Annotated in this window: 25 protein-coding genes; 4 read left to right on the top strand and 21 right to left on the bottom strand. The window is 74.9% G+C overall.

The features are described 5' to 3' along the window. Window positions 1–60: 60 nt before the first annotated feature. From yajC to pdxT, 6 genes are all read right to left on the bottom strand, one after another. On the bottom strand, window positions 61–507 hold the full coding sequence (yajC, locus tag ACFC2L_RS07000; RefSeq protein WP_375823555.1) for a preprotein translocase subunit YajC: 447 nt from the start codon (window positions 505–507) through the stop codon (window positions 61–63). A gap of 210 nt (window positions 508–717) precedes the next feature. After that, window positions 718–1,770, bottom strand: coding sequence for a Holliday junction branch migration DNA helicase RuvB (gene ruvB, locus ACFC2L_RS06995; RefSeq protein WP_375823809.1), 1,053 nt, complete (start codon window positions 1,768–1,770; stop codon window positions 718–720). Between the two features lie 26 nt (window positions 1,771–1,796). After that, window positions 1,797–2,435, bottom strand: coding sequence for a Holliday junction branch migration protein RuvA (gene ruvA / locus ACFC2L_RS06990; RefSeq protein ID WP_375823554.1), 639 nt, complete (start codon window positions 2,433–2,435; stop codon window positions 1,797–1,799). 164 nt (window positions 2,436–2,599) lie between these two features. Continuing rightward, window positions 2,600–3,169, bottom strand: coding sequence for a crossover junction endodeoxyribonuclease RuvC (ruvC, locus tag ACFC2L_RS06985; protein ID WP_375823553.1), 570 nt, complete (start codon window positions 3,167–3,169; stop codon window positions 2,600–2,602). A gap of 207 nt (window positions 3,170–3,376) precedes the next feature. Further along, complete coding sequence (locus ACFC2L_RS06980; RefSeq protein WP_375823552.1) at window positions 3,377–4,138, bottom strand: YebC/PmpR family DNA-binding transcriptional regulator; 762 nt, start codon at window positions 4,136–4,138, stop codon at window positions 3,377–3,379. 6 nt (window positions 4,139–4,144) lie between these two features. Further along, window positions 4,145–4,795 carry a pyridoxal 5'-phosphate synthase glutaminase subunit PdxT gene (gene pdxT / locus ACFC2L_RS06975; RefSeq protein WP_375823551.1) on the bottom strand — a complete coding sequence of 217 codons (651 nt, stop codon included), beginning with the start codon at window positions 4,793–4,795 and terminating at the stop codon, window positions 4,145–4,147. A 63-nt stretch (window positions 4,796–4,858) separates the two neighbouring features. Between pdxT and ACFC2L_RS06970 the strand changes: the two genes are divergently transcribed. Continuing rightward, window positions 4,859–5,548 (top strand): hypothetical protein, encoded by a 690-nt coding sequence (locus ACFC2L_RS06970; RefSeq protein ID WP_375823550.1) that lies wholly within the window; start codon window positions 4,859–4,861, stop codon window positions 5,546–5,548. Between the two features lie 54 nt (window positions 5,549–5,602). Here the strand turns inward: ACFC2L_RS06970 and ACFC2L_RS06965 are convergent, their stop codons facing one another. The 9 genes from ACFC2L_RS06965 to ACFC2L_RS06925 form a co-directional block, all read right to left on the bottom strand. After that, entirely contained in the window at window positions 5,603–6,166 is a 564-nt protein-coding gene (locus ACFC2L_RS06965; RefSeq protein WP_375823549.1) for an NUDIX hydrolase, read from the bottom strand. Between the two features lie 62 nt (window positions 6,167–6,228). Further along, entirely contained in the window at window positions 6,229–7,170 is a 942-nt protein-coding gene (pdxS, locus tag ACFC2L_RS06960) for a pyridoxal 5'-phosphate synthase lyase subunit PdxS (RefSeq protein WP_375823808.1), read from the bottom strand. A gap of 177 nt (window positions 7,171–7,347) precedes the next feature. Beyond that, window positions 7,348–8,010 (bottom strand): hypothetical protein, encoded by a 663-nt coding sequence (locus ACFC2L_RS06955; RefSeq protein ID WP_375823548.1) that lies wholly within the window; start codon window positions 8,008–8,010, stop codon window positions 7,348–7,350. Further along, window positions 8,007–9,212: a glycosyltransferase family 4 protein gene (locus tag ACFC2L_RS06950; protein ID WP_375823807.1), complete on the bottom strand. Its 1,206-nt coding sequence runs from the start codon at window positions 9,210–9,212 to the stop codon at window positions 8,007–8,009. The genes ACFC2L_RS06955 and ACFC2L_RS06950 overlap by 4 nt, the downstream gene beginning before the upstream one ends. A gap of 2 nt (window positions 9,213–9,214) precedes the next feature. Then, window positions 9,215–10,189, bottom strand: coding sequence for a phosphatidylinositol mannoside acyltransferase (locus ACFC2L_RS06945; RefSeq protein ID WP_375823547.1), 975 nt, complete (start codon window positions 10,187–10,189; stop codon window positions 9,215–9,217). Beyond that, complete coding sequence (gene pgsA / locus ACFC2L_RS06940) at window positions 10,189–10,851, bottom strand: phosphatidylinositol phosphate synthase (protein WP_375823546.1); 663 nt, start codon at window positions 10,849–10,851, stop codon at window positions 10,189–10,191. Before pgsA ends, ACFC2L_RS06945 begins: the two co-directional genes overlap by 1 nt. After that, a complete protein-coding gene (locus ACFC2L_RS06935) occupies window positions 10,851–11,516 on the bottom strand; it encodes an HIT domain-containing protein (RefSeq protein ID WP_375823806.1) in 666 nt (221 codons plus the stop codon). The genes pgsA and ACFC2L_RS06935 overlap by 1 nt, the downstream gene beginning before the upstream one ends. A 102-nt stretch (window positions 11,517–11,618) precedes the next feature. Then, a complete protein-coding gene (thrS, locus tag ACFC2L_RS06930; protein ID WP_375823545.1) occupies window positions 11,619–13,646 on the bottom strand; it encodes a threonine--tRNA ligase in 2,028 nt (675 codons plus the stop codon). A 132-nt stretch (window positions 13,647–13,778) separates the two neighbouring features. Beyond that, window positions 13,779–13,958, bottom strand: a complete 180-nt coding sequence (locus ACFC2L_RS06925; protein WP_141388065.1) for a hypothetical protein — start codon at window positions 13,956–13,958, stop codon at window positions 13,779–13,781. Between the two features lie 170 nt (window positions 13,959–14,128). Here ACFC2L_RS06925 and ACFC2L_RS06920 point away from each other — a divergent pair, with 170 nt between their 5' ends. From ACFC2L_RS06920 to ACFC2L_RS06910, 3 genes are read left to right on the top strand one after another with little or no spacing between them, the layout of a single operon-like run. Then, window positions 14,129–14,572: a hypothetical protein gene (locus ACFC2L_RS06920; RefSeq protein ID WP_375823544.1), complete on the top strand. Its 444-nt coding sequence runs from the start codon at window positions 14,129–14,131 to the stop codon at window positions 14,570–14,572. Then, window positions 14,565–14,969: a hypothetical protein gene (locus ACFC2L_RS06915; RefSeq protein WP_375823543.1), complete on the top strand. Its 405-nt coding sequence runs from the start codon at window positions 14,565–14,567 to the stop codon at window positions 14,967–14,969. The genes ACFC2L_RS06920 and ACFC2L_RS06915 overlap by 8 nt, the downstream gene beginning before the upstream one ends. Then, on the top strand, window positions 14,966–16,054 hold the full coding sequence (locus ACFC2L_RS06910; RefSeq protein WP_375823542.1) for a hypothetical protein: 1,089 nt from the start codon (window positions 14,966–14,968) through the stop codon (window positions 16,052–16,054). The genes ACFC2L_RS06915 and ACFC2L_RS06910 overlap by 4 nt, the downstream gene beginning before the upstream one ends. Window positions 16,055–16,147: 93 nt before the next feature. On the opposite strand, the gene ACFC2L_RS06905 is transcribed toward ACFC2L_RS06910, so the two are convergent. The 6 genes from ACFC2L_RS06905 to ACFC2L_RS06880 form a co-directional block, all read right to left on the bottom strand. Beyond that, entirely contained in the window at window positions 16,148–16,810 is a 663-nt protein-coding gene (locus ACFC2L_RS06905; protein ID WP_375823541.1) for a TetR family transcriptional regulator, read from the bottom strand. Beyond that, window positions 16,807–18,618 carry an ATP-binding cassette domain-containing protein gene (locus tag ACFC2L_RS06900; protein WP_375823540.1) on the bottom strand — a complete coding sequence of 604 codons (1,812 nt, stop codon included), beginning with the start codon at window positions 18,616–18,618 and terminating at the stop codon, window positions 16,807–16,809. The genes ACFC2L_RS06905 and ACFC2L_RS06900 overlap by 4 nt, the downstream gene beginning before the upstream one ends. Next, window positions 18,615–19,709 (bottom strand): ABC transporter permease, encoded by a 1,095-nt coding sequence (locus ACFC2L_RS06895; RefSeq protein ID WP_375823805.1) that lies wholly within the window; start codon window positions 19,707–19,709, stop codon window positions 18,615–18,617. Before ACFC2L_RS06895 ends, ACFC2L_RS06900 begins: the two co-directional genes overlap by 4 nt. A gap of 130 nt (window positions 19,710–19,839) precedes the next feature. Beyond that, entirely contained in the window at window positions 19,840–20,325 is a 486-nt protein-coding gene (locus ACFC2L_RS06890) for a CAP domain-containing protein (protein ID WP_375823539.1), read from the bottom strand. 65 nt (window positions 20,326–20,390) lie between these two features. Continuing rightward, window positions 20,391–21,707, bottom strand: a complete 1,317-nt coding sequence (locus ACFC2L_RS06885) for a UDP-glucose dehydrogenase family protein (protein ID WP_375823538.1) — start codon at window positions 21,705–21,707, stop codon at window positions 20,391–20,393. An 89-nt stretch (window positions 21,708–21,796) separates the two neighbouring features. Continuing rightward, window positions 21,797–23,470: a polysaccharide biosynthesis tyrosine autokinase gene (locus ACFC2L_RS06880; RefSeq protein ID WP_375823537.1), complete on the bottom strand. Its 1,674-nt coding sequence runs from the start codon at window positions 23,468–23,470 to the stop codon at window positions 21,797–21,799. Window positions 23,471–23,522: the final 52 nt, after the last annotated feature.

Below are 23,522 nucleotides of genomic sequence, written 5' to 3'. Positions count from 1 at the left end.
GCGGTCGGCCGCGAGGCCGACCAGGTCAGGCGCCGGTCGCTCGGGGCGACCGGCGCACGGTCACTTGCTCTCGGTGCCTTCGTCGCGACGGTCACGGTCCTTGTCCGTGGTCCCGCCGGTCAGGCCGGACAGGTCGTCGGGGACGACGAGGTCGTCGACGTCCTCCTTGGACGCGGAGGGCGCGCTGCCGTAGAGCGCGTCGCCGTCGGTCGCCTCGTCGGGCTCCGGCTCCTCCTCGGGCTCGACCGGCGGGTCGACCAGCTTCGCGATGGCCGCCCGCAGCCACCGGGACTGGTTGCCCGGCGTGGACTCGATCGTGATGACGTCGGCGTCGTCGTCGACGTCGACGATCGTGCCGAACATGCCCGAGCCCGTCATCACCTCCTGCCCGGGGGCGAGGTTCGCCCGGAAGTTCTGGGCCTCGCGCTGCTGCTTGCGGGTGCGGCTGGTCATGAGGAACATCGCGCCCGCCGCGAGGGCGAGGATGAGGATGAAGCTGATATCCATGACGGAGTCTCGTGTCCTGTTCTGTGCGGGATCTGCGCGCAGTCTAGGCGTGCGCGCACGGTTCACCAACGAGCCGTCTCGCCGCGGAGTTCCGCCCGCTCGGGTCCCGACCATTCTAGGACCACGTTCGACGCGCCTGTGACCGTCGTCACGGGACCCGTACCCGGACCCGCGAGCGGGCTCGCCTCCGGGCGCCTGGCGGGACCGCCGTCAGGCGTCGAACAGCGTGCCGCCCTCGCGCGGCGGGGTGAGCCCGAGGTGCGCCCACGCGGCCGGCGTCGCGACGCGCCCCCGGGGCGTCCGCCCGATCAGCCCTTCGCGGACCAGGTACGGCTCGGCGACCGTCTCGACCGTCTCCGCCTCCTCGCCGACCGTCACGGCGAGCGTCGTCAGCCCGACCGGGCCGCCGTTGAAGCGCGTGCACAGGGCCGTCAGGACCGCCCGGTCGAGGCGGTCCAGGCCGATGGGGTCCACCTCGTAGACCTCGAGCGCCGCGCGCGCGGCCGCGAGGTCCATGCTCCCGTCACCGCGGACCTGCGCCCAGTCGCGCACGCGCCGCAGCAGGCGGTTGGCGATGCGGGGCGTGCCCCGCGAGCGACCGGCGATCTCGCGCGCGGCGTCCGGGTCGAGCGCGACGCCGAGCAGCCCGGCCGACCGGGAGAGCACGCGCTCGAGCTCCTCGCTCGAGTAGAAGTCGAGGTGCCCGGTGAACCCGAACCGGTCGCGCAGCGGCGCGGGCAGCAGCCCGGCGCGCGTCGTGGCGCCGACGGCGGTGAAGGGCGGCAGCGAGAGCGGGATCGCGCTCGCGCCCGCGCCCTTGCCCACGACGACGTCGACCCGGAAGTCCTCCATCGCCATGTAGAGGAGCTCCTCCGCGGGCCGCGCGAGGCGGTGGATCTCGTCGATGAAGAGCACCTCGCCCTCCTCGAGCGAGGACAGGACGGCCGCGAGGTCCCCGGCGTGCTGGATCGCCGGTCCCGACGTGACGCGCAGGGACGTGCCGAGCTCTGCGGCGATGATCATGGCGAGCGTCGTCTTGCCGAGCCCGGGGGGCCCGGACAGGAGCACGTGGTCCGGCGAGCTCCCGCGGGCGAGCGCGGCCTGGAGCACGAGCGAGAGCTGGTCGCGCACGACGGCCTGCCCGACGAACTCCTCGAGCCTGCGGGGTCGCAGCGCCGCCTCGGCGGCGCGCTCGAGGTCGTCCGCTCCCGCCGCGACGATCCGCTCGGACGAGAACGTGCCGTCCCCGCCGAAGCCGTCCACGCCCACCTGGTCGAAGCTCGCCACCGTCAGCTCCTCGGTCCGCCGAGGACGCGCAGCGCGGCGCGCAGCGCGCCCGCCACGTCGGGCGCCTCGACGACGTCGACGCCGGCCTCGGCGAGGACGGTGGAGACGGCGTCGTCCGCGGCCTTGAGGTTCCAGCCGAGCCCGACGAGCGCCTCGACCACCTGGTCCCGACGGTCGTCGACCCGACGCGGTCCGGTCCCGGCGGCGGGTGCGCCCGCCTCGGGGGCGTCGGCACCCGTGGGCGGTCCGAGCTTGTCGCCCAGCTCGAGCGCGATCCGCTGCGCGCCCTTGTTGCCGATGCCGGGGACGCGCACGAGGGCGGCGATGTCGCCACCGCCCACGGCGCGCCGCAGCGCGTCGGGCGTGTGCACCGCGAGCATCGCGAGCGCGAGCCGCGGCCCGACGCCGCTGACGGTCTGGACGGTCTCGAAGACGGTCCGCTCGTCGTCGTCGGCGAACCCGTAGAGGGTGAAGGAGTCCTCGCGGACCACGAGGCTCGTCGCGAGCCGCGCGTCCGCACCGACGCGCAGGCCCGCGAGGGTGGCCGGCGTGGCGTGCACGAGGTAGCCCACTCCCCCGACCTCGAGCACGGCGCGGTCGAGCTGGACGCTCGCCACGACTCCGCTCAGCGACGCGATCACCCAGGCTCCTCTCCCGGTCGGCAGCGCCGACCTGGTCCGATGGTCCCCCGGCCCGACGACCGTGGACGGCGCCGAGGAGTGCGTCGAACACCCGTACGACCGCGGTCACTCTAGCAAGGTGCGCCCACGCCCCGGCCGACCGACACGAGCCGCGTCAGCAGCCGTCAGCGCGGTGCCCGCCGGCCCTTCGCCGCGTGCTCCGCCGCGACCCAGGCGCGCTGCGCCGGCGTCAGCTCGTGCCGCTCGCCGCCCTGGAGCGCACCTGACGGTCGCCACAGGTGGCAGATCGCGAGCGCGAGCGCGTCGGCCGCGTCCGCGGGCCTCGGCGGCTCCGCGAGCCCCAGGATGCTCGCGACCATGCGCTGGACCTGCTCCTTGCCCGCGCGCCCGCTCCCCGTCACCGCGGCCTTGACCTCCGACGGGGTGTGCAGCGCCACGGGGACGCCGCGCCTCGCCGCACCGACCATCGCGAGACCCGCGGCCTGGGCCGTGCCCATCACGGTCCCGACGTTGTGCTGGGCGAACACGCGCTCGACCGCGACGACGTCCGGCACGTGCTCGTCGAACCACGCGTCGAGCCGCTCGGCGATCCGCAGGAGCCGCAGGTCCACGCTGAGGTCCGGGTCCGTCCGGATCACGCCGACGGCCACGAGCTCGGCCCGCCGCCCCCGCGCGGAGTCCACCACCCCGACGCCGCACCGGGTCAGCCCAGGATCCACACCGAGAACGCGCACCCCCTGACCCTTTCACGTGAACAGCACGGACCGGCCGTGCCACGCGGGCCGGCGACGGACCAGCCAGCGGTGGGGCCGGGAGGTCGGTGCGCGGTCGTGGCGGGCCTGGCGGGAGCGGCGCGAGGCACGAGCGACGCGGATGGTAGACCGCGCACCGACCTCCCGGCCCCACCGCGACCCGACCACCCGGACGCGAGCTGCGCCGGATCAGTCGTCGTTCTCGAGCTCCGCCATGACGTCGTCCGACGCGTCGAAGTTCGCGTAGACGTTCTGCACGTCGTCGCTGTCCTCGAGCGCGTCGATGAGGCGCAGGATCTTGCGCGCACCGTCCGCGTCGACCTCGACCTCCATGGACGGGTGCCAGATCGAGTCGGCGGAGTCGTACTCGAGCCCCGCCTCCTGGATCGCCGTGCGCACGGCGACGAGGTCGCTCGCCTCGCACAGGACCTCGATCACCTCGCCCTGGTCGGTGACCTCCTCGGCGCCCGCCTCGAGCGCGGCGAGCATGACGTCGTCCTCGGTCACGCCGTCCGCCTTCGGCACGACGACGAGGCCCTTGCGCGAGAACAGGTACGACACCGAGCCGGGGTCGGCGAGGTTGCCGCCGTTGCGGCTGAAGGCGAGGCGCACCTCGGAGGCCGCACGGTTCTTGTTGTCCGTGAGGCACTCCACCAGCACGGCGATGCCGTTGGCGCCGTAGCCCTCGTACATGATCGTCTGGTAGTCGACGGCGTCGGCGCCCGTGCCGGAGCCGCGCTTGACGGCGCGGTCGATGTTGTCGTTGGGGACCGACGACTTCTTCGCCTTCTGGATGGCGTCGAACAGCGTCGGGTTGCCCGCGGGGTCACCGCCGCCGGTGCGCGCCGCGACCTCGATGTTCTTGATGAGCTTCGCGAAGAGCTTGCCGCGCTTGGCGTCGATGGCCGCCTTCTTGTGCTTGGTAGTGGCCCACTTGGAGTGCCCTGACATGCGTTCCTACCCCTTCGCGATTCTGACGAACAGCTCGTGCACGCGCGCGTCCCCGGAGATCTCCGGGTGGAACGAGGTGGCGAGCAGCGATCCCTGCTGGACTGCGACGATCCTACCGGCGGCGGCTGCGGGGATGCCGGGCGCCTCGTGGTCGGGGATGCGGGCGAGCACCTCGACGCCGGGGCCGACCTCCTCGACCCACGGCGCGCGGATGAACACCGCGTGCACCGGGCCCGGCCTCGTGACCTCACCACGCCCGCCGTCCCGCGGGGCGAGGCCCGCGAGCTCGAGGTCGGTCTCGAACGAGTCGACCTGCCGGCCGAACGCGTTGCGCCGGACCGTCACGTCGAGCCCGCCGAGGGTCCGCTGGCCGGCCGTGCCGCCGAGGATGCGGTCCGCGAGCAGGATCATGCCCGCGCACGAGCCGTAGACAGGCAGACCCTCGGCGATGCGCGCGCGCAGCGGCTCGTCGAGCTCGAAGGTCCGCAGGAGCTTCTCGATGGTCGTCGACTCGCCCCCGGGGAGGACGAGCCCGTCGACGGCGGCGAGCTCCTCGGGGCGCCGCACGCCGACCGTGCGCGCGCCCGCGGCCTCGAGCGCGGCGCGGTGCTCGCGCACGTCGCCCTGCAGTGCCAGGACTCCGATCGTGATCGTCACGAACGGGAATGATACGTCCGTCGTCGCCCGCACCCCGCCACGGCTGTTGCTAGCCTCGCCGTCGTGACCACTCCGCACGGCCCCGGACCGACACCGCCGTACCCCGCCCGGCCGCCGTCCGGGTACCCGGGTCCCTCCGCCCCGTACCCCGGCCTCCCGCCCCGTCCGCCGCGGAGCACGCGCGGCGCGACGGTCCTGATCGTGGTCGGCGCGGTCCTGCTCGTGGTCGCGCTCGTCGCCGGCGTCCTCGGCGCCACGACCTTCCTGCGGGCGCTGCCGACGGGCGTCGTCGACAGCACGGGCGCCCCCGGCTCGGCGGCGCTCGCCTCCGGCGACGTCCCGGGCGAGGCGGACGTCGCGCTGTCGGGCGGCCAGCCCTACAGCGTGTGGGCGGTCGTGCCGATCGGCGCCGAGGGCTTCGACGCCGACGACGTCACCGTGACCTGCCCCGACGGCGACCTCGACGTGCGGCACCCGTCCGTCTCGGGGAGCTCGGGCTTCGGCTCGCACGAGGCGACGACCGTCGCCGAAGTGACCTCGCCGTCGGCCCAGACGTGCACCGTGGCCGTCGCCCAGGGCGACGCCTCCCCCGGGGCGACCTTCGTCGTCACCGAGGGCTGGCAGTTCGGCGAGTTCTTCGCGACGGTCGGCGGCACGATCCTGCTGTGGTTCGTCGCGATCGGCGGGGCGATCCTCGGTCTGGGGCTCCTCGTCGGCGGGATCGTGTGGCGGGTCGTCGCACGGCGGCCGTAGCCGCCGGGCGAGCCCTCGCGCGCCGCGGCGGGACTGCCGCCGTCGGCCCGGACCTCACTCCTCGCGAGCGGTCCCGAGGTGGCGCGTGACGCCGTCCCACCCGCCCAGCAGCGGCGCGACGAGGTCGGCCAGGCCCTCGGGGAACACCTCGATCCGGACGCCGCGCAGGTCGTCGAGCGACCACCAGCGCATCTCGTCGACGACGTCGTGCTCGACGTCGGTCCACCCGTCCCGGCTCAGCTCACCGCGGGCGGTGGTGCCGTCCGTGCGCGCGAGGTAGAGCACCTCGTCCTGGCGGCAGTGCTGGCGGTAGAAGTCGAAGATCGCGCTGCGCGTGTAGACCGGACCCACGAGCGCACCCGGGTCGAGCCGGATCCCGGTCTCCTCGTGGACCTCGCGCAGCGCCGCGTCGCGGTCGCTCTCACCGGGGTCGACGCCCCCGCCGATGGTGAACCACCACGAGCGCTCGGGCTGGTCGACGTCGTGCCCGCGGGCCAGGAGGATCCTGTCGGCGTCGTCGAGGAGCAGGACGCGCGCACCCCGGCGGAAGTAGAGCCCGTCGTCCCCGAGGACCCAGTCGGGCCCCAGGGACGACGGCGCTCCGGCGGCCTCGGCCATGCTCGCGCGTCAGCCGTCCGTCGCCGGCACGGCGACGGACGGCCCGCCCGTGGCGCGCTCCGTCACCAGCCGCGCTCGGCGAACTGGATCGACCGCGCCGGCTCGTCGACGTTGATGCCGACCATCGCCTCGCCCAGGCCGCGCGAGACCTTGGCGATCACGTCGGGGTCGTCGTAGAACGTCGTCGCCTTGACGATCGCGGCGGCGCGCTGCTCCGGGTTGCCGGACTTGAAGATGCCGGAGCCGACGAAGACACCCTCGGCGCCGAGCTGCATCATCATCGCGGCGTCGGCCGGCGTCGCGATGCCGCCCGCGGTGAACACGACGACGGGCAGCTTGCCCGTGGCGGCGACCTCCTTGACGAGCTCGTACGGCGCCTGGAGCTCCTTGGCCGCGACGAACAGCTCGTCCTCCGGGAGCGAGGCGAGGCGGCGGATCTCGGCGCGGATGGTGCGCATGTGGGTCGTCGCGTTGGAGACGTCGCCCGTGCCGGCCTCACCCTTCGAGCGGATCATCGCCGCGCCCTCGGTGATGCGGCGCAGCGCCTCGCCGAGGTTCGTCGCCCCGCACACGAACGGGACCGTGAACTGCCACTTGTCGATGTGGTGGGCGTAGTCGGCGGGCGTGAGCACCTCCGACTCGTCGACGTAGTCCACGCCGAGCGACTGGAGGACCTGCGCCTCGACGAAGTGGCCGATCCGGGCCTTCGCCATGACCGGGATCGAGACGGCCTCGATGATGCCGTCGATCATGTCGGGGTCGGACATGCGCGAGATCCCGCCCTGCGCACGGATGTCCGCGGGGACGCGCTCGAGCGCCATGACCGCGACCGCGCCGGCGTCCTCGGCGATCTTCGCCTGCTCGGGCGTGACGACGTCCATGATGACGCCGCCCTTGAGCATCTCGGCCATCCCGCGCTTGACCTTGGCGGTGCCGACGACGCCGGCTCCCTCTGCGGTCACTGCGCCCGGGGCGCTCTCGGCAGGGACGTTCTGGTCGGCCACGTTGGTCACCGGTACCTCACACCTTCAGGTCAGGGGAACGTCGCGCGCACACGCACGGACGCCGTCGAACAGGCTCGACGGCACATGCTCCCACGCGCTCCCATCCTATCGCCGGGGCGTCCACCCGACCGGGCCCGCGGGCACGCACGGAGCGCGCGGGCACCCGCCGGGAGGGGGTCAGTCCGGCGTCGCCGCCGACGCGGCCGGGCGCACGACGACCTCGGGTGCGGCGTCGTCGAGCTCGACGGTCGCCGGCATCGGCGCGTGCCCCGCGAGGTGGAACAGGCGCACCCACCACTTGCGCCGCACCCGCTGCGCCTGCGCGACGGCCTCGTTGTGGAACCGGCGCGCGAGCTGGGCGCGGTACCAGGCCGCGGAGAGCGTGCCGAGCAGCTCGTCGCCGACGGGACCGGACCGGAGCTCGGCGACGTCGTCGGCGTCCTCGAGGGCCGAGCGCAGCGTGGCCGTGAGGTCGCTCTCGGCGAGCGCGCGGGACTCGGCCATGCCGCCGAGGAGGCGCCGGGGCGGTGTCCCCTCGTCGGCCCCCTCGCCGCCCGCCAGGCCGGGCACCTGGTCCGCGAGCCGGCGCGTGTCGTCGTCGTCGTCCAGGACGGCGTGCGCCGCCTCGGCGACGAGCACCGAGCTCGCCGGGTCGAGCTCGCCGGAGGCCGCCAGGTCGACGGCGGCCGACGCGCGGCGCACGAGCTGCGCGTCGAGCGCCAGCCGCGAGGCCATCACCTTGCGGTGCAGCCGGTCGAGCCGCGACGCGGCGACCCACAGGACCCACGCCACCAGCGCGGCGACCACGAGGACGAGGACGGTGATCTCGGACCAGGTCACGGGCGGGCCCCCTCGTCGTCGCGCGCCCGGCCCAGGAGGCGACCGCCCCGGCGCGAGCGCGGGTCCTCGTGGACCGGGATGACCGCCTCGGACGCCGCGAGCACCGTCTCGTAGACGGCGAGCACCTGCGCGGTCACGGCGGACCAGTCGAAGCGCCGGACGAACTCGCCGGCCCGGGCGCGGTAGGCGTCGCGCCGCGGCGGGTCCGCGAGCACGTCGAGCACCGCGGCGGCGAGCGCGTCCGGGTCGCCCACCGCGAACAGCGCCCCCGCGGCGCCGTCGTCGAGCACGCGGCGGAACGCGCCGAGGTCGCTCGCGACGACGCACGCGCCGGCGCTCATCGCCTCGACGAGCACGATGCCGAAGCTCTCGCCCCCGGTCTGCGGCGCGATGTACAGGTCGACGGACGCGAGCATGCTCGCCTTGTCCTCGTCGCTCACGCCGCCGAGGAACTCGACGGACGCGGCGTGCTCCCCCAGCGCCTCGATCGCGGCCGCGCGGCCGTCGTCGCCGCGGCCCGCGACGAGGAACCGCGCGCCGGGGACCTTCGCGAGGATCGCCGGGATCGCCGCGGCGAGCACGGGCAGGCCCTTGCGGGGCTCGTCGAGGCGACCGAGGAAGCCGATGGTGGGCGCCTCCGGCGTCCCCTGCCACGCGGGGTTCGCGGGCGCGGACCCGAACGTGTCGACGTACACCCCGTTGGGGATGACGACGGCGTCCCCGCCGAGGTGGTCGACGAGCGTGCGGCGCGCGTCCTCCGAGACGGCGATGCGGGCGTCGATCTTCTCCAGGCTCTGCCGGACGAGCGGGTAGGCGACCTGGAGCGCGCGGGAGCGCACGATGGAGGTGTGGAACGTCCCCACGATCGGGCCCTGGGCGATCCACAGCGCGACCATGCTCAGCGAGGGGTTCACGGGCTCGTGGATGTGGAGCACGTCGAACCGGCCCGCCTCCAGCCAGCGCCGGACCCGGCTCGCGCTCCGCGGGCCGAACGTCACGCGCGCGACCGACCCGTTGTACCGGACCGGGACCGCGCCCCCGGCGGGCGTCACGTACTCCGGGACGGGTGTGTCGTCGTCGGCGGGGGCGAGGACGGAGACGTCGTGGCCCTGGGCGATGAGCGCCTCGGCGAGGTCGCGGACGTGGAACTGGACCCCGCCGGGTGCGTCGAAGGAGTAGGGGCACACGATCCCCACGCGCAGGCTCATGCGACCCGCTCCGCGTCCTGCTCACCCGCGGCGGCCCGGGTCCGGGCGTACCGCGCGGGGTCGAGGTCGTCGACGAACACCTTCTGGAGCATGTGCCAGTCCTCGGGGTGCTCGCGGATCGCGACGCTCAGCGCGTCCACCCAGCCCTGGGTCGCCGCGGCCACCCGCTCGGCGCGGCGGACGTCCGGCGCGACCTCGACCCGCGGGAAGAAGTGGATGACGAGGCCCCAGGGCGAACGGGCGGCGCGTCGGCGCGCACCGTGCAGGCGCTCGTAGTAGATGCCCGCGGGGACGAGCGGCGTGCCGGTGGTCACGGCGAGCGCCGCGGGGCCGGCGGCGACGCGCGCGCGGTGGCCGAACAGGTCGACCTCCACACCACGGTGCGTGAGGTCGCGGTCGGCGAGCAGCGGGATGATCCGCCCCGGCCTGCTCGCGCCGCGGACGAGGTCGCGGAAGACGTCGCCGTCGCCGAGGGCGAGGATCTCGAGGCCGATCGAGTTCCGGAACGCGAGGAACTCCTCGAACAGCTCCTCCGGCTCGAGCCGCTCCGCGACGGTGAGCACGGGCGCGATGTTCGGCGTCGCGTACGCGCCCGCCAGGTCCCAGTTGCCCTGGTGGGACAGCGCCAGCACCGGGCTCCGGTCGCCGTCGAGGTGCCGTGCGAGGTTGTCGAGCCCGACGACCCGGACGCGTGCCCGGACGAGCTCGGGGCCCCAGGCGGGCAGGGTGAACGCCTCGCGGTAGTAGCGCATGTACGAGCGCATCCCGGCGCGCGAGAGCCGGCGCAGGGCCCGCGGCGCGAGCTCGGGGCGGACGCGCGCGAGGTTGCGCTCGAGCTGGCGCACTCCCCCGCCGCGCAGGAGCCACGTCACGTCGGCGATCGCGGTGAACAGCCCGCGCAGGACCGGCTCGGGGACCTTGCGCGCGTTGCGCCAGGCGAACGTGAACGCCTTGCCGGCGTCGAGGGCCATCAGCGACCGTCCTCCTTCTCCGCGGGGCGCGCGGCCGCCAGCGCGAGGGCCTGGCGGCGCACGGTGGCGACGCGCTGCACGACCGTGACCGCGCTCGCGAGCGCGAGCAGGCCCAGGACGACGACGAGCACGACGGGCGGGACGCCCAGGCCGACGATCCCCGCCGCGACGAGCGCGGCGACGAGCCGGTCGGCGCGCTCCGCGATCCCGACCTGCGCCGTCATCCCGACGCTCTCGGCCCGGGCGCGCGCATAGGGCACGACCGCGCCGAGCGCGAGGCACGCGAGCGCGGCGCCGGTCCCCCAGGCGGCGAGGTCGGGGGTGAGGCGCGGGTCGTCCGCCCGGACGAACCACAGCGTGAGGCCGACGAACACGGCCGCGTCCGCGAGCCGGTCGAGCGTCGAGTCGAGGAACGCGCCCCACGGGCCGGACCGGCCCGCGCGGCGCGCCATGACGCCGTCGAGCACGTCGGCGAAGGCGCAGACCATGACGACCATCACCCCGGCGAACAGGTGTCCCGTCGGGAAGAGCCACAGGGCGCCGACGACGACTCCCAGCGTCCCGGCGACGGTCACCGCGTCCGGGCTCACGCCCAGGCGGAGCAGGAGCGCCGCGAGCGGCGTGAACAGGCGCGTCGTGAGCGCGCGCAGGCGGCCGAACATCAGGCGTCCTCCCCGTCCGCGGGCCGACCCGCGACGCCCGGCCCCGGGACGTCCGGCCAGGCGGCGGCGAGGCGTGCCCGGGTGTCACCGAGGAGCTCGGGCACGGCCTTGGTCTGCGCGACGATCGGCAGGAAGTTGGCGTCGCCCGCCCAGCGCGGCACCACGTGCTGGTGCAGGTGCGCGGCGATGCCGGCCCCGGCGACGGCGCCCTGGTTCATGCCGAGGTTGAACCCGTCGGGTGCCGACACCCCGCGCACGACGCGCATCGCGGTCTGCGTGAGGTGCGCGACCTCGAGCGTCTCCGCCTCGGTGAGGTCCGTGTAGTCCGACACGTGGCGGTAGGGCACGACCATGAGGTGGCCCGGGTTGTACGGGTAGAGGTTGAGCACGACGTACGCGGTCTCGCCGCGCGCGACGACCAGCCCGTCCTCGTCGGAGCCGTCCGGGACGCGGCAGAACGGGCACTGCCCGCGCGAGTCGTCCGCCGGCTTGTCCTGCCCGCCGATGTACACCATGCGGTGCGGCGTCCACAGCCGGTCCAGGCCGTCGTCGAACCGCGGGTGGGAGCCCGGGAGCTCGACCGTCGCCCCGGACCCGGGGTCGGGGGCGCCGCCCGCCCCCGGCGGGGCCGCCGCGGGCGGCGGCCCCCGGGGCGCGGCCCGCACGCCCCCGCCCCGCCGGGGCCCGGACCGGGGGTGGGGGGCGCCGCCCGCGGCGGCGGGGCGGGCCGCGGCGGGCGACCCCGTGCGCTCGTCGCTCACGCGCCGTCAGACCTGGACACGGTCGCGGACGGCGGAGACGATGCGCTCGACCGCCTCGGCGACGGGCACGCCGTTGTCCTGGCGGCCGTCGCGGTACCGGAACGACACGGCGCCCGCCTCGGCGTCCTCGCCGCCCGCGATGAGGACGAACGGGACCTTGCGCGTGCTCGCGTTGCGGATCTTCTTGCCGAAGCGGTCGTCGGAGTAGTCGACCTCCGCGCGGATCCCCTGGGCCCTGAGCTGCGCGACGACGTCGGCCACGTAGTCGTTGAACGGCTCCGCGACCGGGACGGCGACGACCTGGACGGGCGCGAGCCACGCCGGGAACGCGCCCGCGTAGTGCTCGACGAGGATGCCGAAGAACCGCTCGATCGAGCCGAACAGCGCGCGGTGGATCATGACCGGGCGCTGGCGCGTGCCGTCGGACGCCGTGTACTCGAGCTCGAACAGCTCCGGCTCGAAGAAGTCGAGCTGGATCGTCGAGAGCTGCCACGTGCGGCCGATCGCGTCCTTCGCCTGGACCGAGATCTTGGGGCCGTAGAACGCCGCGCCGCCCGGGTCGGCGACGAGCTCGAGGCCCGACTCCGTCGCGACCTGGCGCAGGACCTCGGTCGCCTCCTCCCACGTGGCGTCGTCGCCCACCGACTTCTCGGGGTCGCGCGTCGACAGCTCGAGGTAGAAGTCGTCGAGCCCGTAGTCGCGCAGCAGGTCGAGCACGAACGAGAGCAGCGAGCTCAGCTCGTCGCGCATCTGCTCGCGCGTCGTGTAGATGTGCGCGTCGTCCTGCGTGAAGCCGCGGGCGCGCGTGAGCCCGTGCACGACGCCCGACTTCTCGTACCGGTAGACCGTGCCGAACTCGAACAGCCGCAGCGGCAGCTCGCGGTACGACCGCCCGCGCGAGCGGTACACGAGGTTGTGCATCGGGCAGTTCATCGGCTTGAGGTAGTAGTCCTGGCCGGCGCGCTTGACGTTGCCCTCGTCGTCGAGCTCCTCGTCGAGGTGCATGGGCGGGTACATCCCGTCCGCGTACCAGTCGAGGTGGCGCGACGTCTGGAAGAGGTTCGCCTTGGTGATGTGCGGCGTGCTGACGAACGAGTAGCCCGCCTCCACGTGCCGCTTGCGCGAGTACTCCTCCATCTCCATGCGGATCGTCGCGCCGTTCGGGTGGAACACCGGCAGGCCCGAGCCGATCTCCTCCGGGAAGGAGAACAGGTCGAGCTCGTTGCCCAGGCGGCGGTGGTCGCGCCGCTCGGCCTCGGCAAGACGCTCGAGGTACGCCTTGAGCTCGTCCTTGGTCGGCCACGCCGTGCCGTAGACACGCTGGAGCTGCGGGTTCTTCTCGCTGCCGCGCCAGTAGGCGGCGGCGGAGCGCATGAGCTGGTAGCCGTTGCCGATCAGGCGCGTGCTCGGCAGGTGCGGGCCGCGGCACAGGTCCTTCCAGACCACGGTCTCGCTCTCCCGGCCCGCGCCGCGCACGTTGTCGTAGATCGTCAGCTCGCCGCCGCCGACCTCGACGCTCGCGCCCTCGGTGTCGTCGGCCGTGCCGCCCTTGAGCCCGATGAGCTCCAGCTTGTACGGCTCGTGCGCGAGCTCCGCCCGCGCCTCGTCCTCGGTCACGACCCGGCGACGGAAGGTCTGGCCCTCCTTGATGATCCGGGACATCGCCTTGTCGAGCGCCTTGAGGTCCTCCGGCGTGAACGGCGTCTCGACGTCGAAGTCGTAGTAGAAGCCGTCCGTGATCGGCGGGCCGATGCCCAGCTTCGCGTCCGGGTTCACCTGCTGGACCGCCTGGGCCAGCACGTGCGCGGCCGAGTGCCGCAGCACCGCGAGCCCGTCCGGCGAGTCGACGGTCACGCCCTCGACCACGTCGCCGTCCGCGACCGGCGTGTCGAGGTCCTTGAGGACGCCGTTGACGCGGATCACGACGACGTCGCGACGAGCGGCGAACAGGTCCGTCCCCGTCGTGCCCGTCGTCACCGTGGTCTCCTCGGCGTCGAGGGTGATGGTGAGGGGTGACGAGACGACGTCAGACACGTCCGTGCTCCGATCTGCTGGCGGGAGGCGCGCGGCGCGCGCCCGGTCGAGGTCCTGCGGCCGGCGGGCCCTGCCCGACAGCACGAAGGGCGCCGTCGTGGACGGCGCCCCTCGATCGTACCGACCCGCAGGTCAGTCGTTCGCCTCCTTGGCCTTCTCGGCCAGGGTGTCGACGTGCTGGTCGACCGAGTCCGGAGCGACGGACTTGATCTTCTCCGCCACGTCGTCGATCCGGTCGTCGGTGAGGAACTCCTTCGCCTTGCCGAGAAGGTCGCCGAGGCCCCCCTCGTCCTTCGGTGTCTGCTCGCTCATGTCGGCTCCCTCGGGGGTGGTGGTGCGCGCGTCCCGCGCCGGGCGTCGGACCGTCCCGCGCCCGTGCGGAACGCTACCCGTGCCCGCGACGCCCCGCGACGGGAGCCACGGCGTCGTGCACGCGCGCCATCGCGTGCCGCCCGCGGCCGAGGCCTGTCACAATCGTCGCCATGGACGACGACGTGGCACCCGGTGAGCGGACGGCGCGGGTCTTCCGCCGCCGGCTCAACGAGCTCTTCGCACGCGGGCGGGGCGGGCGACCCGTGACCAACCGCGAGGCCGCCCACTGGATGACGGAACGCGGGTACTCGATCAACGAGGCGTACCTCAGCGCGCTGCGCGGCGGGCACCGCACCTCCCCCAGCCTGCGCGTCGTCGAGGGCATCGCCGCGTTCTTCCACGTGAGCACGGGCAGCCTCGTCGACCCCGAGGAGAACCCCGACGACCGCCTCCGGGCCGCGCTCGCCGACGAGGGCGTCGAGCAGTTCGCGCTGCGCGCCCAGGGCCTGTCGCCCGAGAACGTCCGGGCGATCATCGAGATCGTCGACCGCGTGCGACGCCTGGAGCAGCTGCCTCCCGTGACTCCGCCCGCGCCGGACGACGGCCGTGGATGACCTCCTGCGCGCCGCGGGCCTGGACCGCGCACGCAGCCTCGAGGAGGCCTGCCGTCTGGTCGCGGCGGTGCGCGGCCGGCCCCTCGAGGTCGTCGAGGGCGACCTCGGCCCGGGCGTGAGCGGGCTCTGGCTCGCCTTCCCCGAGCGCGACCTCGTGCTCGTCGACGCGCGCCAGACCCTGCCCGGCCCGCACCGCGACCACGTCGTCGCGCACGAGCTCGTCCACGTCCTCGACGCGGCCGCCACCGCGGGCGCCCCCCGCGTCGGCGCGTGCCGCGACGGGTACGAGGACCCCGACGAGCTGCGCGTCGAGCGTCTCGCGAGCGAGCTCATGATCTCGATCGCGTCCCACGGCAGCTCGGCGACCCGGCTCACGGCCCTGGAGCTGTACCGGTGAACCACGCCCTCGACGTCCTCGCCGTGGCGCTCTTCGCCACCGCGGCCGTGTGGACCGGCCTGCGCGCCCGCACGCGCGCCGACGCGGCGCTCCCCCTCGGCCTGGGCTTCGTCGCGGTCGCGAACGCGCTGCGGGCACCGGTCGTGGCCGACCTCCTCAAGGAGCACGCCCCCGCCGGGACGCACGAGGTCGCCAAGCACGTCGCGCTCGTCACCGGCTGCCTCTTCGTCGGCGTCTGGGCGTACAGCGCGACCACCGGCCGGGCTCCGCGCACCCGGCACGTGGCGCTCGCGGCCACCGGCGTGGGGGCCGCCATGGTCGCCCTCGCCGTGGCGAGCGGACCGTGGGCCACCCACGACCTCGACGCGCAGGTCCACGACCGTCCCCTCATGTGGGGCTACTGGGCGCTCTACTACGGAACGTTCCTGACGGCGACCGCGACCTTCGCCGTCTCCTGCCTGCGCACGCGCTCGCACCGGCCGCTCCGGCTGCGCTGGGGCATGGACGTGGCTGGGGCGGGCGCGGTCGTCGCCGTCGCGTGGGCCCTCGTGAGCTTCGTGGCGATGGTGCAGCACGAGCCGGGCAGCACCGAGCCGTACCTGGTCCTCGGCCTGCGGACCCGGTACCTCGTGCTCACCGCGACGGTCCTGCTCACCGCCGGCATCGTGGGCCAGCTCGCGTCGTCCGCCGCGTTCGCGCGCGAGCGCCGCCGCGACCTCGGCTACCTGCACACGTTCCTCCGGGCCGTCGTGGGCGACGGCGGTCTGCGCGGGTCGAGCGCCGCGGTGGACGAGTACCACCGGACCATCGAGATCTTCGACGGGCTCGCCACGCTCGCCCTCCACTCGCGCCGCGACGACGTGGACCACGTGCGGATCGCCGTGCCGGGGAGCCCGCGCGAGGTGATCCTCGCCTACCAGCTCCAGGTCGCCGCGATCCGCAAGACCCGGGGGGACGCGCCGAGCGACGACCCGGACGACTGGTCCGGGCTCCTCGCCGACGACGACGCGCTCCGTCGGCTGGGGCGCGCGCTGCGCGACCGGACGAACCTGGAGGGGACGACCCGCGTCCTCGTGGGCGTCTGAGACGGGCCGCCGTGGCTCGACGCCAAGCTCCCCCTGCGCGCTTGGCCCCGCGCCGAGCCTCGGCCGGCGGGCCTCAACCTACAGACAGACCACCTACGGCGCAACATGCCTCTCAGTTGAAATCTCAACGTTCCCGGGCCCAGGGACGGGCTCGGCCACGGCGCCCGGGAGCGGACCGGTGAGGTAGCCCTGGATCGTCGGGCCGACCGCCCCGACCACGGTCTCCGCCGGAGCCCCCGCGAGCGGCTCGACCCGGAGCACGTACCGCGCCACGACGAGCCCGGCGAGCTGGCTCGCCATGAGCGCGCCGCGCCACGCGGCCCGGTGCGGGTCCGCCTCGCTCCGCGCGACGGTCGGCCGCACGACCCGGGCCAGCACGAACTCGCGCAGCATCCGCGCCGCCCGCTCGGAGCTCGTGGCCGAGCGCAGGAGCGCGAGGGCGACCCGCCCGCGCGGGGAGTCCCAGGCGCGCAGCAGCGTGCGCACGACGTGCTCGCCCAGTCGCGCCGCGTCGTCGGGCGCACCGTCGAGGAGGAGCTCCTGCGGGTCGAAGGGCACGTCGACGGCTGCCTGGAAGAGCTTCTCCTTCGTCCCGAACCAGTGGTGCACCATCGCGGCGTCGACGCCCGCCCGGGCCGCGATGTCGCGGACGGTCGCACGGTCGTAGCCGTGCTCCGCGAACGCGTCCCGCGCGGCGGACAGGATGTCGGACCGCGTGTCGGACCTGCCCGGGCGCCGCCCCCGCCGCCCGGTCACGCCGCTCCCGCCCGGGTCGCGGCCGCGCGGTCCACGAGCACCATGGTCTCCTCGAGCGTCGCGGGCACGACGTCGCACGTCGCGGCGACGCCCGCCGCGGCGAGCGCGTGCCGGACCGTCGCGGGCGGCGTCCCCGCCACGCGCGCCGCGCGGCCGTCGAGCATGACGGGCAGGCCTGCGGCGTCGAGCGCCGCGAACGCCGCCTGCCAGGCCCGGGACCGCACGACGACCGCCTCCCGGCCGCCCACGACGTCGGCGACCGTGCCCGACGCCACGGAGCGCCCGCGCGACAGGACGTGCAGGCGGTCGCACTGCTCGGCCTCCTGGAGGTGGTGCGTCGTCACGAGGACGCCGACGCCCGCGTCGGCCTGCGCGTGGATCGCGTCCCACGCGCGCGCCCGCGCGAGCGGGTCGACGCCGGACGTCGGCTCGTCGAGGACGAGGAGACGCGGCGCGTGCAGCAGGGCGCAGTGGAACGCGAGCTGGCGCCGACGCCCCAGCCCGATCTCCGCGACGGGCCGACGGCGGACGGCCGCGAGCGCCGACGGCAGCGCGGGCACGTCCCGCACCCCGTACACCGCCGCCACGAACTCGACGTTCTCCTCGACGCTCAGCTCGCCGGAGAGCCCGAGGCCCTGCGGGACGTAGCCGACCGCCCGGCGGCCCGCGCGGTCCGGCGGTGCGCCGAGGACCTCGACGCGCCCGCCGTCGAGCCGGTCGAGGCCGAGGACCATGCGCAGGAGCGTCGTCTTGCCCGCGCCGTTCGCGCCGAGCAGGCCCACCACCTCGCCGGGGCGCACGACGAGCGAGACGTCGTCGACGGCCCTGACGTCCCCGAACCGCCGCTCGGCGCCGTCGACCCGCACGAGAGGAGCGTCCGCCCCGGCGGCGGCCGCCGCAGGCCGGCCCGTGCGGGGTGACGCCGGGCTCGCGGTGTCGTCAGCGGCGTCCTCCGTGCCGTGCGCGTCGTCTGCGCCGTGCGTGCCGCGACCGAGCGTCAGGGCCACGACGGCGTCCTCCAGGTCGGGGTCCACGGGGTCCCGGGACGGCGAGGGCGAGCCGTCGGGCCACCACGTGCGGACGGTCCGGCCGCGTCGCCACGAGCGGCCTGCCGCGTCCGCGGGCGGGACGGCCGCGACCGTGACCCGGCCGGGGGCGGCGGCACGCACGTCGTCGGGCGTCCCCGCGGCGAGGACCCTGCCCGCGTCGAGGACGACGACGTCGGCCGCGCGCTCGGCCTCGTCGAGATACGTCGTCGTGACGAGGACGGCTGCGCCGGACGCCGCCGACTCGGCGACGAGCCGCCACAGCTCGACGCGGCTCACGGGGTCGACCCCGGTGCTCGGCTCGTCGAGGAGCAGGACGTCCGGCTCGTGCAGCATCGCGAGGCACACGCCGAGCTTCTGCCGCATGCCCCCGGAGAGCTGCGACCCGAGCCGGTCGCGCGCCTCGGCGAGCCCCGCGCGCCCGAGCAGCTCGTCCGCGCGTCGTCCCCGGCGGGCGGCCGGCACGCGGTACGCGTCGCCGACGAGCTCGACGTTCTCCGCCACGGTCAGCCCGGGCCACACCCCGCTCGACGACGGCTGGTAGCCGACCCGGTCGCGGGCCGGGGCGTCCACGGTGCCGCCGTCGACCGGCACCTGCCCGAGCAGCGCGCGCACCAGCGTGGTCTTGCCCGCCCCGTCGCCTCCCACGACCGAGGTGACCTGGCCGCGCGGGAGGTCGAGGTCCACGCCCGCGAGGGCGCGGACCACGTGCCCGTGCCCGGGGCGGAAGGTGACGTCGAGACCGCGCGTGCCCCAGGTCACCGGGCCGCTCCGCTCGGGGCGGGCGTCGCGGGCGCCGGTGCGGCCGGTCGGCGTCGGCGGTGCTCCCGCGCGGGCGAGAGCTCGCGCGAGAGCCGCAGGACGGCGAGCCCGAACACGACCACGGCCATCACCGCGAGCACGACGAGCGGCAGCCACAGCGCGGACCACGACGCCCCGCGGACCATCACCCCCTGCGACACCTCGGTGAACCACGTGAGGGGCAGGAGGTACCCGATCCAGCGCACCCCGGCCGCCATGGCGTCGAGCGGGAAGATCATGCCCGAGAGCAGCACCTGCGGGAGCATCGTCATGAGCGCGACCTGCACCGCCTGCCCGGTGGTCTGCGACACGGTGGAGATGAGCGCGCCGATGCCCAGCACGACGAAGAGGAACAGCGCGGCTCCCACCACGAACGGGGCCACCGGTCCCGCGAACGGCACGTCGAAGATCCACGTGCCGAGCAACGTCACCGCGACCATGTCGAGGCACGCGAGCAGGAAGTAGGGCGTGATCTTGCCGAGGATCACCGCGGCGGGACCGAGCGGCATCACCGCGAGCTGCTCGAACGTCCCCGCCTCGCGCTCCTTGACGAGACCGATCGACGTGATGATCGTCCCGATGAACGTGAGGATGAGGCCGATCAGCGCGGGCACCATCACCCACGAGGTGTCGAGGTCGGGGTTGAAGAGGATCTCCGAGTCCACGGCGTCGCCGAGGGACGCGACGAGCACCTTCGCCGACTGCGCCGCGAACAGGTTGGACCCGTCGACGTAGACGGTCGGGCGCTCGTCCCCGGGTGCCGGCGCGACGACCGCGACGTCGCTGCGGTCGTCGCGCAGCGCGGCGCGGGCGTCGGCGTCCGTCCCCGCGGGGTCCACGCTCACGACGTCGAGCGCGTCGGCGGCGGCCGGGTTCGCCTCGATCGCCGCGACCGCCTGCTCGGCACCGGGGCCGACGGCCGTGACAGTCAGCGTCTCGACCGTGAAGTTCGCCGCGAACCCGAAGACGACGAGCAGGAGCAGCGGCATCCCGACGAGCATCGCGACCGTGCGCCGGTCCCGGCGCAGCTCGCGGAACTCCTTGACGACCATCGCGCGCACGATGCCTCCCCGGCCCTGGCCGCGCCTCGGCACGGGGTCGAATTCATCACCTGTTGAAAACAGACGATAGGACGCGGCGGTCGAGGGGTCAAGGGCGTGCGGAGCGGGGTCGGGTCGCGGGTCAGCCGAGGAACACCTGGGCGCAGACGAGACCGCCGGCGTCCTCGGTGGCGTCCGCGACGCACGCGATCCCGACGGACGTCAGCGTCGGGTCCAGGACGTTCGCACGGTGCCCGGGGGACCCCATCCACGCGTCGACGACCGCGGCCGGCGCGGCGGAGGCCCGGCTGAGGTTCTCCGCCGCGGTGCCGCTCGCGGGAGCGCAGTCCGTCACGACCTCGTCGAGGGGGGCGTGCTCGAGCGGGGCGCCGACGAGCGCCGTGGCGCGGGACAGCGCCTGCTCGGTCGCGCAGCCGCTCTCCTCCAGCCGGGGGACCCCAGCCCCGTCGCGTTCCTCCTGCGTCTCCGCCAGCAGCCGGGCGGCGTACTCCGTCGGCTCCCAGGGCCGGGTCGCCGCGGGGTCGTCGGCGCTCGGAGCCCCGCGCCCACCGTCGTGGCCCGGCGCGCAGGCCCCGAGGGACAGGCACGCGAGGGTCGTCACCAGCACCGCGAGCCGGCATGCTCCGGCACGGGGCCCCGAGCCCGAGTTGGAGCGTGCCGCCGGGCCGCCGTTCACCGCCGGCCGAGCGCGCGGTACGTCCACCCCGCCTCGCGCCACACGGTCGCGTCGAGCGCGTTGCGGCCGTCGACCACGCGGGGGGCCGCCACGAGGCCGTACAGCTTGCCCGGGTCCAGGTCCTTGTACTCCTGCCACTCGGTGAGGACCAGCACGGCGTCCACACCGTCCACCGCCTCCTCGACGGTCTCGGCGAAGCCCAGCGAGGGGGCCTTGGCGCGCGCGTTGGCCAGCGCGCGCGGGTCGGTCACCACCACGCGCGCGCTCCGGTGGTGCAGCCGCTCGGCGACGTCGAGCGCCGGCGAGTCGCGGACGTCGTCGCTGTCCGGCTTGAACGCCGCACCGAGGACGGCGACGCGCGCGCCGGCCAGCGGACGCCCGTCCAGCACGCCGACCGTGAGGTCGACCATGCGCTCGCGCCGGCGCAGGTTGATCGAGTCGACCTCGCGCAGGAAGCTGACGGCGGGGTCGGCGTGCAGCTCCTCGGCCCGTGCCATGAACGCGCGGATGTCCTTCGGCAGGCAGCCGCCGCCGAACCCGAGCCCGGCGTTGAGGAAGCGCCGCCCGATCCGCTCGTCGAGGCCGATAGCGTCGGCGAGGAGCGTCACGTCTCCCCCGGCGACCTCGCACAGCTCCGCCATCGCGTTGATGAAGGAGATCTTCGTGGCGAGGAACGAGTTCGCCGCGACCTTGACGAGCTCGGCCGTCGCCCGGTCGACCACGAGCCGCGGCGTGCCGTCGCCGAGGGCCGCGGCGTAGACCGCGTCGAGCGCCTCGACCGCACGAGCGCCCGCCGCGTCGTCCGGGACGCCGTAGACGAGCCGGTCGGGTCGCAGCGTGTCCTGGACGGCGAACCCCTCGCGCAGGAACTCGGGGTTCCAGACGAGCGTCGCGGTGGGACGGGCCACGGCGAGCTCGTCCGCGAGCCGCGCGGCCGTCCCCACGGGGACCGTCGACTTGCCCACCACGACCGCGTCCGCGGCGAGGTGCGGCACGAGCGACCGGAAGGCCGCGTCGACGGACGACAGGTCGGCGGCGTACGAGTCGGCGCGCTGGGGCGTCCCGACGCACACGAAGTGGACCTCGGCGTCGGCCGCAGCGGCGAGGTCGGTCGTGAAGGTGAGCCGTCCGGAGGCCCTCGCCTCCGCGAGCATCCCGTCGAGCCCCGGCTCGTAGAACGGTGCCCGCCCGTCACGCAACGACCCCACCTTCCGGGCGTCGACGTCCACCCCGACCACGTCGTGCCCCAGGGTCGCCATGCACGCCGCGTGCACCGCACCCAGGTAGCCGCAGCCGATCACCGAGATCCTCATGCCGTTCCCCCTGCTCGTCGCCGCCGGCCACCCGGCGTCCCGTCCGCGGCGCTGCGTGCGACCGGCGAACCGGGGCAGCGCCGCCCTCCTCACTGCCGCTCGCTCGGCAGCACCACCTCGTCGAAGGTCCCCGCACGGACGCGACGGCCGACCGAGACCGCCGGCTCGTCCGCGGCGTCCCGGTCCCCTCGTGCGGCGTCCGGTGCCGCACTGTCTGCCGCACCGCCTGCCGCACCGTCGGACGGGGCGACCCGTCCCGACTCCTCGGCGCCGACGCGCGCCCACGCACCCGGGACGGCCGACGCGGTGGCGCCCTGCGGCGACGGCCGACGCGCGTGCCGACGCGCCCCGCCCGCGCGACCCCGGGCCCCGCGGCGCGTCGTGCCCGCGGACGCGCCAGGCTCGTCCGCGGTGTACTCCTGGTAGGCGTACTCGTACGCGCCCGCACCGGGGCCCCGCACCGGCACGCGGTTGACGACGATCCCCAGCCGGGGGACACCCACGGTGCCCAGGGCGGAGAGCGCGGTCTCCAGCTGGTTCCGGTGCACGGTGCCGGCGCCGACCACGACGATCGCGCCGCCGACCCCCTTCGCGAGGATCGCCGCGTCGGTGACCGGGAGGAGCGGGGGCGTGTCGATCACGATCACGTCGTAGTCGGCCCGCAGCCGGTCCAGGAGCTGCGTCATCGGGGCCGCCCCGAGGAGCTCGCTCGGGTTCGGCGGGATCTGCCCGGAGGCGATGACGTCGAGGTTGGCGTTGCCCCACGGCTGCACGGCGTCCTCGATGCCCACCTTCCCGATGAGGACCGTCGTCAGCCCGACCGAGCCCTCGACCCCCAGGTACCGGGCGACCGACGGCCGCCGGAGGTCCGCGTCGACGAGGACGACGCGCTGGCCCGCGTCCGCGAGCGTGATGGCCAGGTTGATGCTGGTGGTGGTCTTGCCCTCGCCCGGGAGCGCCGACGTCATGAGGTACGTGCGCGCGGCCGGGCCGAGCTCGAGGAACTGCAGGTTTGTGCGCAGCCTGCGGAAGGCCTCCGCCCGGACGGCCTGGGGCGACTCCTGGACGATGAGCGGGTGCTCCGGCGCCTCCTCGTCGTACCCGACGACGCCCAGCACCGGGGCGTCCGTCACGTCCTCGACGTCCGACGTGGACCGGACGCGCGTGTCCAGGAGCTCGCGCACGACCGCCACCGAGACGCCGAGCACGAGGCCGACGACGAGCCCCAGCGCCAGGTTCAGCCGGACGTTCGGCGACGCGGCGGAGGTCGGCACCGATGCCGCGCGGACCGTGCTGATCTGCACGGGCGAGTCGCCGCCCCCGACCGGGGTCTCGAGCTCCCCCACGACCGCTGCGAGCGACCGGGCCGTCGCGTTCGCGATCTCGGCGGCGAGCTGCGGCGACTCGTCGGTCGCGGTGACGTTGATGAGCGCCGTGTCGAGCGGCGAGTCCGCGTGGACGCGCTGCGCGAGGGACCCGGCGTCGTCCGCGAGCCCCAGCTCCTCGATCACGGGGTCCAGGACGCGCGGGCTCGTCACGAGCTCGATGTACGACTTGACCTGGCGCACGGTGAAGTTCGACCCCTGCAGCAGGTCCGTCGTGGAGTCGGAGCCCTGCACGGACACGTACACCTGCGACCGGGCGGAGTACGTCGGCGTCGTCAGGAGCGAGTACGCGCCCGCGAGCGCCAGCCCGAGCACCCCGGCGACCACGATCGTGACCCACCTCTTGCGCAGCAGGACGAGGTAGTCCCTGAGCTCCATCGTCGTCCCCCTCACCGGGCCGCTCCCCCTGAGCGTCCACCCACGACCGCCT

Source organism: Cellulosimicrobium sp. NPDC055967 (genome assembly GCF_042269845.1).
Classification (GTDB): Bacteria; Actinomycetota; Actinomycetes; order Actinomycetales; family Cellulomonadaceae; genus Cellulosimicrobium.
Note: the sequence above shows the minus strand (reverse complement) of the source record. Positions and strands in the feature narration are given on the sequence as shown.